Origin of the sequence: Campylobacter rectus, assembly GCF_004803795.1 — a bacterium.
Taxonomy (GTDB): domain Bacteria; phylum Campylobacterota; class Campylobacteria; order Campylobacterales; family Campylobacteraceae; genus Campylobacter_A; species Campylobacter_A rectus.
The window spans coordinates 1,580,789-1,595,406 of the sequence record NZ_CP012543.1; the positions used below are offsets into that span (position 1 = coordinate 1,580,789).

Consider the following 14,618-nt stretch of genomic DNA (forward strand, 5'->3'; position numbering starts at 1 on the left):
TTTCGTATTAATACTAAATTTGTCTTTAAATCTTAGTATTAATACGTTACAATCTCGCGAAATTATCAAAAAGAAGCTAAAAAATTTATGGATTTTGAGTTTATAAAAGAATTTACGCAGATGTTCGTAAAAGCGGGCATTTTCACAGTCAAGCTCTCGCTTTACGGCATCTTGCTCTCGCTTATTATCGGCATATTTTGCACGCTGGTTAAATTTTACAAGATCAAGGTCCTGACGCCCGTCATAAACGGCTACATTGAAGTTTCCAGAAATACGCCGCTGCTCATACAGCTTTTCTTTCTCTACTACGGACTTAGCAAATTCGGACTAAATTTGAGCGCCTTTACCTGTGCGGTCACGGGGCTTGCGTTTCTAGGCGGCAGCTATATGGCTGAGAGCTTTAGGCTAGGCTTTGAGGCGGTGAAAAAGACGCAGATCGAGGCCGCGCTTAGCGTCGCGCTCACGCAGGGGCAAATTTTACGCTACGTTATCTTGCCTCAGGCCTTTAGCGTCTCGATCCCATCCATCGCCGCTAACGTCATCTTCCTCATCAAAGAAACCTCGGTCGTCAGCATCATCGCCCTACCCGATCTGGTCTATGCGACGAAGGATATCATCGGGCTTTACTACATGACCGACGAGGCGCTTTTTATGCTGGTAGTTAGCTATTTGATTATCATTTTGCCGATATCTTTGGTCTTATTTTGGCTCGAAAAAAGGATGAGAGTTGGACGGAGTTAGTATTTTATTCGACCCGCTGGTCTTAAAGCGGCTGATTTTCGAGGGGCTGTGGATGAGCGTGCAGATTTCAGCCATCTCGATCGCCATCTCTCTGGTTTTAGGCACGTTTTTGGGCGTGGCTATGAGCTCAAAAAACAAATTTATCTTTTTCGTGCTAAAAATTTGCCTCGAAATCGTACGCATAATGCCCCAAATCGTCTGGCTATTTTTGTTTTACTACGGCGCGAGCAAGGCATTTGGGCTCGATATTTCCAAATTTAACGCCTCGCTCATCGTCTTTAGCCTGTGGGGCGTGTTTGAGATGATGGATATCGTGCGCGGAGCGATCGTCTCGATACCGAGGCATCAGTTTGAGAGTGCGGCGGCTCTGGCGCTTAGCAAGGCTCAAATTTATCTTTACGTCGTGATCCCGCTAGCCACGCGCCGCCTGGTGCCAGCGGGCGTAAATTTGCTAAGCCGTATCATCAAAACCACCCCGATCGTCGCCCTCATCGGCGTGCCCGACCTGCTAAAAGTCGGACAGCAAACGATCGAAACGGCGAGCCTAACAGCAAATCCGACCGTGCCGTTTTGGATATACGGCTTTATATTTTTATTATATTTTCTCGTCTGCTATCCTATCTCAAAAATATCCAAGATACTTGAAAACAGATGGGCATAAGGAATCAAATGAGCGAAATTTTAAAACTCTCAAATTTAAGCAAATCTTACGGCGACTTGCAGGTGCTAAAGGGCATCGACCTTAGCGTCAAAAACGGCGAAGTAGTCGTGATCCTAGGGCCCTCGGGCTGTGGTAAAAGCACCACTCTGCGCTGTATAAACGGCCTTGAGCCCTTTGACGGCGGGCAGATAGAGATAGCCGGCGAAAAGATCGATAAAGACTACAAGGACTGGATCAAAATCCGCCAAAAAGTGGGCATGGTTTTTCAAAACTACGAGCTGTTTGACCATATGAACGTCATCGAAAATATCGTGCTAGGCCCTGTAAAAGCACAAAAAAGAAGCCGAGAAGAGGTCGAAAAAGAGGCCGAGGCGTGGCTGGAAAAAGTAGGCCTAAAACACAAAAAATACGCCTATCCAAAGGAGCTTAGCGGCGGGCAAAAGCAGCGTATCGCTATCGTACGCGCGCTTTGCATGAGGCCCGAGATCATGCTATTTGACGAGATAACGGCCTCGCTGGATCCCGAGATCGTGCGCGAGGTGCTAGACGTCGTCATAAACCTCGCAAAAGACGGCATGACGATGCTAATCGTAACGCACGAGATGGGCTTTGCTCGCTCGGTGGCGAATCGTATCGTCTTTATGGATGAGGGCAAAATCGTCGAGGAGAGCGAGCCGGAGGCGTTTTTCACGCATCCAAAAAGCGAACGCGCGAAGAAGTTTTTAAATTTATTTTCGTTTTAGGGGTTTTAAATTTAGCGTTTTACGTCAAATTTGAAAGTTTTTGCTTCGTTAAATTTTGCCTTTTTGGCTAAATTTAACCGCTGAAATTTTAAAATTTAGCCTTAAAAACTGCGCCGTTTTTAGCGCTTAATTAAAATTTGACGAAGTGCGCAAACTACAAATTTATAAACGCCAAAATAATCATCGCTTAAGTTCTGTAAAACCACTTTTCAAATCAAAGTGAATTTACGCTTAAAATCAAAGTGAGCATAAACCGCAATTTTTCACTTTGATTTCTAACGTAAATTTTTCTTTTTAAACACCTTTTAAAAGCCATTTAAATTATTTGATTTTTTCTATTCTAAACACCTGATCTCTCATACTCTCGTAGCTCTTGGCTTTTTCATAATTCTCTATCCAGCTGCCAACCCATGATGGTATAGGAAGCTTCTCGTCATTCCAGTTCGCTACCGTGCTATACGCGAGCCCAGTCAGCCTGCAAAACTCTTGTCTTGTTAGGGCCATTTGTTTGAGGGTGTTGTCAAATTCTTTTTTTGTCATATATATCCTTTCGTATTTTGTGATTATAGCAGAAATATCTTATTTTAGTAAAGAAAATATATATTTTTTACTAAAATAGTATAAAAACCCTTGACAAACTTACGAAAATAGTATATAATTACAGCATAAATTTACTAGATTAGTAAAAAAGATAGAGTGCGACGAGACCAATCCGCCAAGATACCATCTCGCCGCTAGGTGCTCCCAAACGGGAGCCTTTATTGTATCAAATTTAATAAAGGATATAAAATGCAAAAAGACATACTACAACAAAGGCGAGGCAAACGCCATCCTCTCAGGCATAGCAAATTAGCGTAACAAGGGCATATATGGCCGCTGCATATGCGGCGGAAGCTTTCCGTCAAACACTACGCTAGAAAGAATTCAAGTATTTGTGGATACTATTTTGTCGCCGGAAGACAGAGAGTCCGTAAGGCTAAACGATATAGATAAAAAGACTTTCACCTGGTTTGCTCAAAATTTAGACGGCGCCGATGAAAGAGCCGAGTATCAAAGAGCTCTTGATATGGATGTCGATATTAACGAGTTTGAACGTGTCATAAAGGGTAAATAATGGAAAATCTAACCCTTTTATCAAACGAAGAATTGCTTGAGATCGTGTCTCAAGCAAAGGCTATCATAGAAAGCCGCAAAGAGGACAAACAGTTCATAGTCAAGACCTTTGAGAGCATAGACCCTAGGAAAAACGGCCACGCATATATGGCTAGGCTAAGCTTTGCGGATGGTAAGGCCAGTAGAGAATTTATCGATTGCAACGGCAAGAATTGGGATAGCAAACATAAGTATTATGACACCTCTTTCACTTTCAGAGCAAAAGAGGGGGATAAATTTGAGGCCAGGCTTGATGACGGAAGCTGGAAAAACGACTCAAAGGTTTGGTATATGGTCGTCAAAAACGAGAGCGGCGAGCTGGAGCTGAAAAGCTTCAACTCTCTGATAAAAGTTCGGGCAGTTTAAGTAGAGACCAAAAACCTCCGCATAAAAACAATAAATTTGCCGGTTGAAAACTAATAAATTTTAGGATTGATTTTTAAAAATTTTTTAATTTTCAATCATCCGTCGCTAAAACACAGAAAAGAGCTCGCGGTCCGGCATAGCAAAATTTGCCCTAACGTAAGCAAAATTCAATTCGTTTTTTGCCGCCTTGCAATCAAATCTTAAAGCGTTATTCTAAGTTTTTAAGGCGCGAGAATGCCAAGTAACTCGAATTTGGCAAATATCAAAAAATTTAACTTTAAAAGCCATAGCTTTTGCACAAATTTTATCGCATTATGATTTTGGTTTCCGAGGCGCTATCGCAACCGGAGCAAAACACGAATTTCACCTATAAGGCGTCTCCCGAATTTTACCGCACTACCAAACCGCCCAAAACCGCGACAAATTTATACGATACCCAAAGCCGCACCCAGCATTGAGGAATTTTTATTTTGTAAAGACTGCTGTTTTTCTAGCAAAGAGTTGCTTTGCAGGCTGGCTCGCAGCTCTTTTTCGTATTTAGCCAAAAGCTCGTCCAATACGGCCTCAAGCTCGCTCCTTAGGCTTTGCTTCATATCGGCATTTAGCCCCAGAGCCTCCATCAGTTCCTCTTTTTTGGCTCTTAATTTTTCCTGGATTTTTTGCTCGTTCATTTGCGATAAAAATCCTGCCGCGCCAAGCTCCGTAAGCCTCTTTTTGAAACCCTCTACATCCGGCTCTTTAGTGGTTTCTATCGCTTTAGTGGCAACTTTAAGTTCTCTTTCAAAATCGCCGTCTTTTGCCGCTTTGGCGCTATTTTCCGCGGCTTTTTGCGCAAGCTCGGCTAAAATCTTTTGGATAAATTTTTGCTCTTCGATCGTCATTTTACATCCTTTTTATACAAAGATGATTTATCGCAAGCAAATTTTATTCCACGGCTTTGTTTGCGATAAATCTAGCGAATTTTTCGCCGTCGTTCGGGCAAGCCACAACGTCGTAAAACTCGAAATTTAACCCGTCTGCGATATGTTTAAATTCTTTTGCCAGCTCAAAAACGGTTTCCGAGTTATCGATGCAAAATGAGATTGGATAAACGAGCGCCTTTTTATCTTTTAGATTTTCAAGAGCCTGATTTAGCGACGGTTCGAGCCATTTTACGGGCCCCAGCCTCGACTGATACGCGAGCAAAATTTCCTTAAATTTTAACCCTCGCTCTTCCAAAATCTTTGACAAAATTTGCACGTGCCGCTTGACGTGCTCTTCGTAAATATCGCCCGCATCGATGATCTTTTGAGGCAAAGAGTGAGCCGAAAATATCAGCGTTATCTCGCCGACGTTTAAATTTTGCGCGCTTTTTGCTATGTCGTCCGCAACGATCTCGCTATATCTTTCATCCTCGAAAAAGGCATCTATGATTTTTGTTTTTGCTTTTAAATTTAACTCGGCTAGCGCTTTTTCAAAATCATTTAAACTAGATGTCACGGTCGTAACCGAGTGATGCGGGTAGAGCGGGAAAACGACGATCTCCGAAACGTCCGCAAACTCGGCCAAAACGTCTTTGGCAAAAGGCGGCGTATAGTTCATCGCAAAGGCTACGGCGGTATCCTCGTCTAAAAAATGCGAAATTTTACCGCACAGCCTTGCCGTAAGCTCGCAAATAGGCGACTTGCCGCCGATTTGGCGGTAGTTGTTTTGCGCGGTTTTTAGGCGCGATTTGGTTATCATAAATGCGACGAATTTACGCAAAAACGGGCTTTTTATCCCCAAAATACAAGGATCGTTAAACATATTTTTCAAAAAAACCTCGACCTCGCCAAGTTCATTTGGCCCGCCCATATTTAGCAATAAAATTAGCCTCATTCGCAAATCTCCTGAGCCTTGAGCGCATCTTCGAGCGTGCTTAGATCGTTTTTTGCGCCGCAGCAGGCTTGATAAAACTCGCCAAGCATAGCTTTAACGGGCGAAAGGTCGCTATAAACTTTCAAATTTTGCTGCCCATCGGCCGTATATTTGTTTAGTTTAAGCCCTAGTATATCGCCGAAATACACGCCCCCGCTCGCGGCAAATTCGATCGTAAATCGCTCGGCCCTAAAGCGTTTTGAGTTGTGGATGCTCGCTAACGTCTGGTTTTTAAATTTGAGTTGAAAAAGCGTGTCGGTTTCGCTTCTTTTGTCTTCGTTTTGGGTTAAAATTTTATTGCTAAAGACTATCTCGCTACCCGTTATAAACCTCACCGCATCGATGTTTTGTAAAATTTCAAGTTGCAAATTTACGCCTTTGTTAAACCCGCGAGCGATATTTAACGAGAAAATTTCTTTTTCTTTGGCAAGCTCCTTTTTTACCGAGGCGATAACGGGATTAAACCTATCGATAAATGCCACGTAAGCACCGATATTTTGGGATTTAAAGCAGTATTTGAGCTCTCTTATCTCGCCTGATTTGCAAAGCCAAGGATCAAGCAATATAAATTTTATAAAATTTAAGCATTTGGGTATCAAATTTAGATATTTATGCGTGTCGGTAACGATTAGAGCGTCGATTTGCACGGAGTCCAAAAGGTCGTTTATATTGTCGTAAAAGGGAATCCGTCCGTAAATTTCGTTATTTTGCACGCCGTCAAAAATCGCCGCCAACTCAAAGTGCTCCGAGCGGCGAAGCTCGTTGTAATAATGCCTTGCTCTATTTCCAAAACCTACGATAGCAACTCGTTTTTTCATAATATTTTTCCAGAATTTTAATGTTTTTGAGGCAATTATAGTAAAAAATAGTAATTAAACGGATAATGCGAGCGATTTTTGAAATCTTACCCGCGTCTTTAAGCCCGCCCCGCCTCAAACAAGTTTTATCAAATTTATGCTAAAATCAGCCCTATTTTAAAATTTAAATCAGGAAAAAAACGATGGATATTAGAGAGGCTTATTTAAATTTTTTCGCAAGCAAAGGTCATGAGATCATCCCATCCGCGCCGCTCGTGCCAAACGACGCTACGCTGCTTTTTACAAACGCGGGCATGGTGCCGTTTAAGAGTATTTTCACCGGCGAAGTGCCGCGCCCTACTCCGCCCATACGCACGAGCTGTCAGACCTGCATCCGCGCAGGCGGCAAGCACAACGACCTAGACAACGTCGGCTACACCGCGCGCCACCACACGTTTTTTGAGATGCTGGGAAATTTTAGCTTCGGCGAATACTTTAAACGTGACGCGATCGCGTATGCGTGGGAGTTCGTCACGCAGGCGCTAAAACTACCCAAAGACCGCTTATACGTCACGGTTCACGAGAGAGACGACGAGGCGTTTGCGCTATGGGAACAGCACATCGCAAAAGAGCGCATTTATAGATTCGGCGATCACGATAACTTCTGGCAGATGGGCGATACGGGACCGTGCGGACCGTGCTCGGAGATCTTTTACGACCAAGGCGGCGAGCACTTTAACACGCCTGAGGACTATATGGGCGGCGACGGCGATAGATTTCTTGAAATTTGGAACCTGGTTTTTATGCAATACGAGCGCAGCAGCGACGGCAAACTAACCCCGCTGCCAAAGCCTAGCATCGACACAGGCATGGGACTTGAACGCGTCACGGCGATAATGGAAGGCAAATTTAGCAACTACGACAGTTCGCTTTTTATGCCTCTTATCGAGGAAGTAGCCGCGCTTTGCGGCAAGCCTTACGCTTACGAGAGCGGCGCTAGCTACCGCGTCATCAGCGATCACATCCGCTCGGTGACTTTTTTGCTGGCTCAAGGCACTACATTTGACAAAGAGGGCCGCGGCTACGTGCTTCGCCGTATCCTTCGCCGAGCGATCAGGCATGGATATCTGCTAGGTATAAAAGAGCCCTTTATGTACCGCCTCGTCGATAAAGTCTGCGAGCTAATGGGCGGCCACTATGCCTACCTAAACGAGAAAAAAGCGGCGGTAAAAGAGCAAATCAAGCTCGAAGAAGAGAGATTTTTAGCCACGATCGCAAGCGGGCTCGAGCTTTTTGAGAGCGAGCTAACGCGCACGAAAGATATTTTTAGCGGCGAGGCTGCGTTTAAGCTTTACGATACCTTCGGATTTCCGCTAGATCTTACCGCCGACATGCTACGCGAAAAGGGGCTCAAAGTCGACGAAGCTAAATTTGACGAGCTGATGAGCGAGCAAAAAGCGCGCGCTAAAGCTGCTTGGAAAGGCAGCGGCGATAAGAGCGCAAAGGGCGATTTTAAGGCGCTTTTAGAGAAATTCGGCGAAAATGAATTTAGCGGTTACGAGGAGCTTGAGCGCACGAGCAAGGTTTTAGCGCTGCTTGACGAGGATTTTAAAGAAACGCAAATTTTAAAAGCCGGCGAGCAAGGCTGGGCGATGTTTGACGTGACGCCTTTTTACGCGCAAAGCGGCGGCCAGGCGGGCGATAGCGGCGAAGTCGCGGGCGCGGCCGACGTACTAGATACGCAGAAGTTTTTCGGGTTAAGCTTATCAAATGTCACAGTCAAAAAAGAGCTTAAAATCGGCGATACCGTAAAACTAAAAGTAAGCGAGCAAAGAGCCGAGATCGCGCGCCACCACAGTGCCACGCACCTACTTCACTCTGCGCTTAGAAGCGTTCTTGGCACGCATATCGCGCAGGCCGGATCTAGCGTCGAGGCAAGCAGGCTCAGGTTTGACTTCTCGCATCCAAAGGCCGTGACGGCGGAGGAGCTAACAAAGATCGAAAATTTCGTCAATGCCGCGATTAGCGAAAATATAGAGGCAAAAACGGAGATAATGGACATCGAGGATGCCAAAAATAGCGGCGCGATCGCGCTATTTGGCGAGAAATACGCCGACAAGGTGCGCGTGCTAAGCTTCGGCGAGGTTAGCAAGGAGCTTTGCGGCGGTACGCACGTAAGCAATTTAAGCCAGATAGGCGCGTTTTTCATCACTAAAGAAGGCGGCGTGAGCGCGGGCGTGCGCAGGATCGAGGCCGTGTGCTCCAAAGCCGCGCTAAATCTCGCAAAAGCCTGGCGCAGCGAGATCGAGGAGCTGAAAACCGAGCTAAAAAGCACCGAGCCGATAGGCGCGGTAAAAAAGCTAAAAGCCGAAATAAAAAGCCTAAAAGATAAGGCTAAGCAAGCCAAAAACGCGCACGCTCTGGCATGCGTAAATGTAAACGAGACCAAGCTTTGCGTCGCGGTGCTTGACGGCGGCGATATAAAGGCTACGATAGACGAGTTTAAAAACGAGAACGAAAAGGCCGCGATCCTGCTCGTGCAAGTAAATGAAGAAGGCAAAATCGCGCTGGCCGCAGGTGTGAAAAATGCGGCTTTAAAAGCGGGCGAATGGGTCAAATTTACGGCGCAAATTTTAGGCGGAAACGGCGGCGGCAAGGATGATTTCGCAACCGCCGGCGGCAAAAACGTGCTAGCGATCGAGGATGCGATGAGGCAGGCGTTTGAGTTTGCTAAAATCAAGCTTGAAAAATAGCTTATTTGCTCCCGAATTCGCTAGATTTAAATTTGGCTTGTATCTTTGAGGCGCAAAACTCCCGGATCAAGAAAAATCGGTGGATTTTGCGCTAATTTATAGAGTAAAATTTAAAGCCGCAGAGCGATTTTTGACGGTTGATTTTTGCCTTTTGCCGACAAATTTAAAAAGCAAAAGTCGGCAAAGACTAACTCGTCAAATTCGGCAACGAAATTTGATAAATTTAAGGCGGTTTTCAAGCTCGTAAATTCGGCGGCAATTTTAGTTCTTCAAATTTATAAAGATTTGAAAGATCGAATAATTTGGCGATGAATAATGTAGCGGCGGCCAATAAAGCCAAATTCGAGCAAGGTTTTAGCGCGTAAATTCGATACCGCAAAGCATGAAATTTAACAACTAAAAGCGCGCTTAAAAAATTGCGTTTTGCGAGCTAAGATTAAAATTTAAAGGAAATATAAATTTATGAACTTATTTTACTTGCGCGCCGCAACGTCGAATTTTGTCGCCGTCAAAGAAAATTTAGCGCAAACAAATTTAAAACTAAAGGGAGCGAATGCCCGAATTTAACATAGCTTTTACCAGCCCGGCACATATCTTGCCTTTCGCACATATCATTGCCGTGGTCGTTTTTATCGGATTTCAGGCGAATTTTTTACTTATGGCGAAATTTTTTATGAAAAATATCGAGGGTGATACGCACAAATACCAAATGATAATCTCTATGATAAAGCGCCTTGGCTACGCGATCTACGGCTCGATACTCGTCATAGGCGTGACGGGCATGATGCTTGGCAAGCAAAATGCGATCAAAAACGCAGACCCGATGCTAAATACGATTTTAACGACGAAATGGGCGGTTTGGGGATTTTTGCTTTTAAACGTCGTCTACGTCACCTACCGCTTAAGCAAAACCGCAAAATCCATACAAAATAGCGACTACGTCGAGCTTCATGAAAACTTAATCGTTACGGTTTATTACTTCATCCCGCTAAACATCGCATTCGCGCTATTTGCGGCGTATCTTGGCGTGTCTTACAGGGAGTTTTGATGATTATTTTGGCTTCGAGCTCGGTCACTAGAGCTAAGGTTTTACGAGATCACGGCGTCAAATTTGAGCAGGTCTTCTTTGACTACGACGAGAGCGGCGTAGATAAAAATTTACCGCCGCACGTCTACGTCCAAAAGATCGTCGCGGCAAAAAAAGAGCAGTTTTTAAAGGCAAACGACGGCGCGAAAAACGTCCTTTTCGCCGATAGCGTCGTGGTGTGCGACGGTAAAATTTTAGGTAAAGCAAAAGACGAAAAAGAGGCGCTTAAAATGCTACGAATGCAAAGCGGTAACGTCGCTAGAATCGTAACCGCGATGATATTTTTGGGCGAAAAATTCGAGCTTATTAACGTAAGCTTCGCCGAGTATAAATTTGCCAAATTTGACGAAACCGACCTACAAAACTACCTATCGGGCGATCTTTGGCAGGGCAAAGCCGGAGCTATGACGATAGAAAATTTCAACAAAAAATACATCCTAAGCCAAAACGGCGAAACTAGCACCGCAATGGGGCTAAATGCGAAAATTTTAAAGGCCTTTTTATGAGAATTTTAGCTTCGATTTTGTTTTTTATCTTTGTTTCTCTGGGTGCGGCGTTTGTGTATCTTTATTCGCAGGTTAGATTTGACGCGTCAAATATCATCGACTTTAGGCCAAAGCTAACGACTCAAATTTACGATAGAAACGGCGAACTCATCGCAAATATCTTTGACGAAAATAGGATCTACGTCAAGTACGAGGACATCCCGCCGCGCGTCATCGAGGCGCTGGTGGCGATCGAGGATACGAGCTTTTTCGAACACAGCGGCGTAAATCCCGAGGCCATCACGCGAGCTATCGTTAAGGATATAAAGGCGGGCAAGCTAGTCGAAGGAGCTAGCACGCTCACGCAACAGCTCGTTAAAAACATGGTGCTAACCAGAGAAAAAAAGCTAACTCGCAAGGTCAAGGAGATGATCATCTCGATGAAGCTTGAAAACGAGCTAAGCAAAGAGCAAATCTTAGAGCGCTACCTAAATCACGTCTATCTGGGACACGGCTACCACGGTATCAAGACGGCGGCGAAGGGGTATTTCAGAAAAGAGCTTGACGAGCTCACGCTAAAAGAGATCGCGATCCTAGTCGGCCTGCCGAAGGCTCCCAGCACCTACGATCCCACCCGCCACCTAGACCTCTCGCTAAGCCGTGCAAACAACGTAATAGCAAGGATGAACACGCTAGGCTGGATCAGCGACGCCGAGTATAAAGCCGCGCTAGTCGAGCAACCCGTGGTCTTTGACGATACGCTCACGCAAAACAAAGCCCCATACGTCGTAGATGAAGTGCTAAAAGAGGCTGCGAGGCGCTTTGAGGACATCAAAACGGGCGGCTACGTCATAGAAACAAACGTCGATCTAAAAGTGCAGCAGATGGCGTCCGAAGCGCTAAAATACGGTCATAACGAGATACTAAAACGTAACAAAGACGCAAACGCCAGCATCCTAAACGGCGCTATCGTCGTCACCTTGCCAAAGACGGGCGAGGTCCTAGCGCTGGTGGGCGGCGTGGACTACGCCAAAAGCAGCTACAACCGCGCCACGCAGAGCACCCGCCAGCCGGGCTCTAGCTTTAAGCCCTTTATCTACCAGATCGCCCTAGATATGGGTTATTCGCCGATGAGCAAGGCTGCGGACATATCAAGGGTCTTTAACGAAGGCAGCCGGTACGAGTGGCGGCCGAAAAACTACAGCGGCGGCTTCCAGGGCTATATCACGCTACGAGAAGCCCTGCGTCAGTCACGCAACCTAGCCACGATAAATTTGCTCAACGAGATCGGGCTCGATACGGCCTACAAAAAGCTTAGCGAGATGGGTTTTGGCGGCATACCCAAAAATCTCTCCATCGCGCTTGGCAGTTTCGGTATCTCGCCTCTAGAATTTGCTAAATTTTACTCGATATTTCCAAACGGCGGCGAGATCGTGGAGCCAAGCCTGATCAAACGTATCATAAACTATAAAAATTTAGAAGCGGTTTTCGAGCCGGAGCGCCTGGTCGTGACCCAACCCGAGCAAGCGTATATAATGACCGATATGCTAAGGACGGTCGTAGATAGGGGTACAGGGCAAAACGCGAGGCTAAACGGCGTGCAGGTCGCGGGCAAAACCGGCACGACAAATAACAACATAGACGCGTGGTTTTGCGGATTTACGCCCGAGGTCGAGGTGGTCGTGTGGTACGGCAACGACGATAATACGCCGATGAGGAAAGTCGAGGGCGGCGGACGCACGGCGGCTCCGGTGTTTAAGAAATTTATGGAAAGCTATATGAAGGAGTATCCGCCAAAACTCAAAACCTTCGTCGAGCCCGAAGGAGTCTTTCACACCGCGCACGAGGGCGTGAGCGAAATATATACGAAAATCTCGCCGGTACCGAAGCAAGACGCGCAAGACACGCTCATAAAACAAGACGACGAGGGGCTTATATTTTAGAAATATTAATATGGCACAAATAAGCTTCGACCCTAAAAAGCTCTTCTTTGTTGTCTTTATACATATTATAGTATTCCTTGGTCTTATCAAGGAATGCACTAAAACCATCATCATAAGTCCATAAATCGTCTATGTCATAAAACGAAACTACAATATCAAAAGGATGCCCATTATAGCTTCCAAGCTCTTTAAAGTTACGTCCAAATATTTTGTCGTTTATTACCATAACGGTCCTGAGATTATCATTTGATTCAGAAATATAGGGAGTGGAAGAAGCGTCTTTGTAATTATTTCTCAATATAGACAAGTATTGATCAATATTTTCTGGAAGTTCCTTCATTAAGTTACCATCGGGACCATTATCAATATGGTTTTTATGATGGTCAAGAAAGTTAAATATCACACCCTTAACATACTCATCTTTATAAACGCAATATTTTGTTTCATCTTCATATTGCGTATTGTATTGTGTTTGAAAATATGACCAAATAAGAGAATGTTGGTATATTATTTTAAGTTCCAACGAGTGTTGATATTGTCTTTCAGGCCAATACTTTTCTGATGTAAGCAATATCAAACTATAACGAAAATAAAACAACTTCTTAAATGATGCCCGTCTTAGTTTCTTTAATTTTATCCCAAGAAATTTATTGATGCGATCATTAAAATCTCTGATTACTAATTCTTTTTTATCTTTAGTTATTATCTTTAAATTAGATACAGCCAAATTCGGTTTTTCAAGCACATATTCTTCATTGCTCAATCCTATATATGAGTTTTTATTTGTATTAAATTTTCCACCAGTCAATTTTATACCTGTGAAAATTACCTCACCATTGCCGCTATAGTCCAAAATTACACTTTTCTCATCAATATTATAAACATTATACCCTTTACCACCGACATAAACTATACCTTTATCCAAATGCTTTTTATAATGATTAAGATCTTCTACGTAAGCAATAATAAAATCGGGGACAACATCTATTCCCAAAATTTTATAGTCTATATCTACATTGCTGGATAATTCAAAATTTTGAGTTTTGGTTTTATAAAATACATAATCTTCACTATTACCAAATATTACTACTCTGCCACTCTCATCTAAAAAATCAATCACTCCCGTTTCTCTTATGCGCTTATATTCTTCAAAAAATAAAAGCATTGTAATCGCTTTGAGTCCATACTTCTTAAAAATTACAAAATATGCTCCTTTTAAAAAATCTTTCCAATCAAGATCGCTAGCGTCTAATCTCGGCAAGCTATCAAAAGAATCCTTATCTATTACCCCAATCTTAATTGTAGCGTTATCGCCAAAGTCAAGAATGACTTTTTTACCGATACCAGACGGATCAGCCACTTGTTTTAGTATGTGATTTACAGCTTCGCTCCCCTTTCCCCCAGTAAGATCAAAGTCATCATATCTCTCAAATGCAAAAGATACATTTTCTACTCTCAATGGATTTAAGTCTTTATCTAGTACGTATTTTATATCTTTAGTGTCTAATCCCACCTTTAAGCTCCCAAAAACAAAGGCTAGTTTTGCAAAGTCAGGATTATACAATCCTCTATTGTAAAGATATATGGAAGCAGGGTATTTTTTGGGTTCAAGAGCTATATTGTATTTATCACTATCTTTATAAAAAATAAAAGCGAACTGCTCTTGTGTAAGATGATATTCGTTGTTTATATCTATTATTTTAAATTTGTTCAAATCATTCTTATCCAATTCATTCTTATTTTTCGTCTTCCCACTAAAAAATACCTCAAACAACTTAAAATCCTTAGCATTAACGATATTGCGCGCTTTATCAAAAAATTGATTAGCATCTATCTTTAGAGTAACCGTCCCTTTTCTGTCTATCCATCTGCTATCAGCTATTTTATTGATAGGTGGTTGCGTATCTTGACCCCATATATAATAGCTTAACACTTCCTTTGCATAATCATTATTTAGATTAAGATCATATGTCGCCATGTTTTATCCTTTTTAT

The 14,618-nt window shown here is 43.6% G+C and carries 14 protein-coding genes; 9 read left to right on the top strand and 5 right to left on the bottom strand.

What is annotated here, in order from left to right:
* Positions 1–87 precede the first annotated feature (87 nt).
* Genes CRECT_RS07480 through CRECT_RS07490 form a run of 3 tightly spaced genes read left to right on the top strand, consistent with a single transcriptional unit; the run spans position 88 to position 2,145 of the window.
* Positions 88–741 (top strand): amino acid ABC transporter permease, encoded by a 654-nt coding sequence (locus CRECT_RS07480; protein WP_004318914.1) that lies wholly within the window; start codon positions 88–90, stop codon positions 739–741.
* Complete coding sequence (locus CRECT_RS07485; protein WP_004319087.1) at positions 728–1,402, top strand: amino acid ABC transporter permease; 675 nt, start codon at positions 728–730, stop codon at positions 1,400–1,402. Before CRECT_RS07480 ends, CRECT_RS07485 begins: the two co-directional genes overlap by 14 nt.
* Before the next feature lie 8 nt (positions 1,403–1,410).
* Positions 1,411–2,145 (top strand): amino acid ABC transporter ATP-binding protein, encoded by a 735-nt coding sequence (locus tag CRECT_RS07490; protein WP_004318888.1) that lies wholly within the window; start codon positions 1,411–1,413, stop codon positions 2,143–2,145.
* Positions 2,146–2,466: 321 nt separating this feature from the next.
* On the opposite strand, the gene CRECT_RS07495 is transcribed toward CRECT_RS07490, so the two are convergent.
* Positions 2,467–2,649 (bottom strand): hypothetical protein, encoded by a 183-nt coding sequence (locus CRECT_RS07495; protein WP_157752374.1) that lies wholly within the window; start codon positions 2,647–2,649, stop codon positions 2,467–2,469.
* Between the two features lie 430 nt (positions 2,650–3,079).
* On the opposite strand from CRECT_RS07495, the gene CRECT_RS07500 reads away from it, so the two are divergent.
* Complete coding sequence (locus CRECT_RS07500; protein WP_004319075.1) at positions 3,080–3,259, top strand: hypothetical protein; 180 nt, start codon at positions 3,080–3,082, stop codon at positions 3,257–3,259.
* Positions 3,259–3,663, top strand: coding sequence for a hypothetical protein (locus CRECT_RS07505; protein ID WP_004318952.1), 405 nt, complete (start codon positions 3,259–3,261; stop codon positions 3,661–3,663). The genes CRECT_RS07500 and CRECT_RS07505 overlap by 1 nt, the downstream gene beginning before the upstream one ends.
* Before the next feature lie 425 nt (positions 3,664–4,088).
* Here CRECT_RS07505 and CRECT_RS07510 read toward each other — a convergent pair whose 3' ends face one another.
* The 3 genes from CRECT_RS07510 to CRECT_RS07520 are packed head-to-tail and all read right to left on the bottom strand — an operon-like array spanning position 4,089 to position 6,377.
* Complete coding sequence (locus tag CRECT_RS07510; protein WP_004319045.1) at positions 4,089–4,544, bottom strand: hypothetical protein; 456 nt, start codon at positions 4,542–4,544, stop codon at positions 4,089–4,091.
* Positions 4,545–4,587: 43 nt separating this feature from the next.
* Positions 4,588–5,520 carry a ferrochelatase gene (gene hemH, locus CRECT_RS07515; RefSeq protein ID WP_039888025.1) on the bottom strand — a complete coding sequence of 311 codons (933 nt, stop codon included), beginning with the start codon at positions 5,518–5,520 and terminating at the stop codon, positions 4,588–4,590.
* Complete coding sequence (locus tag CRECT_RS07520; RefSeq protein WP_004318892.1) at positions 5,517–6,377, bottom strand: Gfo/Idh/MocA family oxidoreductase; 861 nt, start codon at positions 6,375–6,377, stop codon at positions 5,517–5,519. Before CRECT_RS07520 ends, hemH begins: the two co-directional genes overlap by 4 nt.
* A gap of 182 nt (positions 6,378–6,559) precedes the next feature.
* Here CRECT_RS07520 and alaS point away from each other — a divergent pair, with 182 nt between their 5' ends.
* The 4 genes from alaS (at position 6,560) to CRECT_RS07540 (ending at position 12,624) form a co-directional block, all read left to right on the top strand.
* Positions 6,560–9,109, top strand: a complete 2,550-nt coding sequence (alaS, locus tag CRECT_RS07525; protein WP_004318919.1) for an alanine--tRNA ligase — start codon at positions 6,560–6,562, stop codon at positions 9,107–9,109.
* Positions 9,110–9,662: 553 nt separating this feature from the next.
* Positions 9,663–10,157 carry a hypothetical protein gene (locus CRECT_RS07530; RefSeq protein ID WP_004319080.1) on the top strand — a complete coding sequence of 165 codons (495 nt, stop codon included), beginning with the start codon at positions 9,663–9,665 and terminating at the stop codon, positions 10,155–10,157.
* Positions 10,157–10,702 (top strand): septum formation inhibitor Maf, encoded by a 546-nt coding sequence (maf, locus tag CRECT_RS07535; RefSeq protein WP_004319003.1) that lies wholly within the window; start codon positions 10,157–10,159, stop codon positions 10,700–10,702. Before CRECT_RS07530 ends, maf begins: the two co-directional genes overlap by 1 nt.
* Positions 10,699–12,624 (top strand): transglycosylase domain-containing protein, encoded by a 1,926-nt coding sequence (locus tag CRECT_RS07540; protein ID WP_004319051.1) that lies wholly within the window; start codon positions 10,699–10,701, stop codon positions 12,622–12,624. Before maf ends, CRECT_RS07540 begins: the two co-directional genes overlap by 4 nt.
* Here CRECT_RS07540 and CRECT_RS07545 read toward each other — a convergent pair.
* Positions 12,614–14,602 (bottom strand): hypothetical protein, encoded by a 1,989-nt coding sequence (locus CRECT_RS07545; RefSeq protein ID WP_004319022.1) that lies wholly within the window; start codon positions 14,600–14,602, stop codon positions 12,614–12,616. The genes CRECT_RS07540 and CRECT_RS07545 overlap by 11 nt on opposite strands.
* Positions 14,603–14,618: the final 16 nt, after the last annotated feature.

What these genes read in the sequence shown, in the direction of transcription:
- CRECT_RS07480 (WP_004318914.1), top strand. Translation starts at nt 88, where the DNA reads ATGGATTTTGAGTTTATAAAAGAATTTACGCAGATGTTCGTAAAAGCG.
- CRECT_RS07490 (WP_004318888.1), top strand. Translation starts at nt 1,411, where the DNA reads ATGAGCGAAATTTTAAAACTCTCAAATTTAAGCAAATCTTACGGCGAC.
- CRECT_RS07495 (WP_157752374.1), bottom strand. Translation starts at nt 2,649, where the DNA reads ATGGCCCTAACAAGACAAGAGTTTTGCAGGCTGACTGGGCTCGCGTAT.
- CRECT_RS07505 (WP_004318952.1), top strand. Translation starts at nt 3,259, where the DNA reads ATGGAAAATCTAACCCTTTTATCAAACGAAGAATTGCTTGAGATCGTG.
- CRECT_RS07510 (WP_004319045.1), bottom strand. Translation starts at nt 4,544, where the DNA reads ATGACGATCGAAGAGCAAAAATTTATCCAAAAGATTTTAGCCGAGCTT.
- hemH (WP_039888025.1), bottom strand. Translation starts at nt 5,520, where the DNA reads ATGAGGCTAATTTTATTGCTAAATATGGGCGGGCCAAATGAACTTGGC.
- CRECT_RS07520 (WP_004318892.1), bottom strand. Translation starts at nt 6,377, where the DNA reads ATGAAAAAACGAGTTGCTATCGTAGGTTTTGGAAATAGAGCAAGGCAT.
- alaS (WP_004318919.1), top strand. Translation starts at nt 6,560, where the DNA reads ATGGATATTAGAGAGGCTTATTTAAATTTTTTCGCAAGCAAAGGTCAT.
- CRECT_RS07530 (WP_004319080.1), top strand. Translation starts at nt 9,663, where the DNA reads ATGCCCGAATTTAACATAGCTTTTACCAGCCCGGCACATATCTTGCCT.
- maf (WP_004319003.1), top strand. Translation starts at nt 10,157, where the DNA reads ATGATTATTTTGGCTTCGAGCTCGGTCACTAGAGCTAAGGTTTTACGA.
- CRECT_RS07540 (WP_004319051.1), top strand. Translation starts at nt 10,699, where the DNA reads ATGAGAATTTTAGCTTCGATTTTGTTTTTTATCTTTGTTTCTCTGGGT.
- CRECT_RS07545 (WP_004319022.1), bottom strand. Translation starts at nt 14,602, where the DNA reads ATGGCGACATATGATCTTAATCTAAATAATGATTATGCAAAGGAAGTG.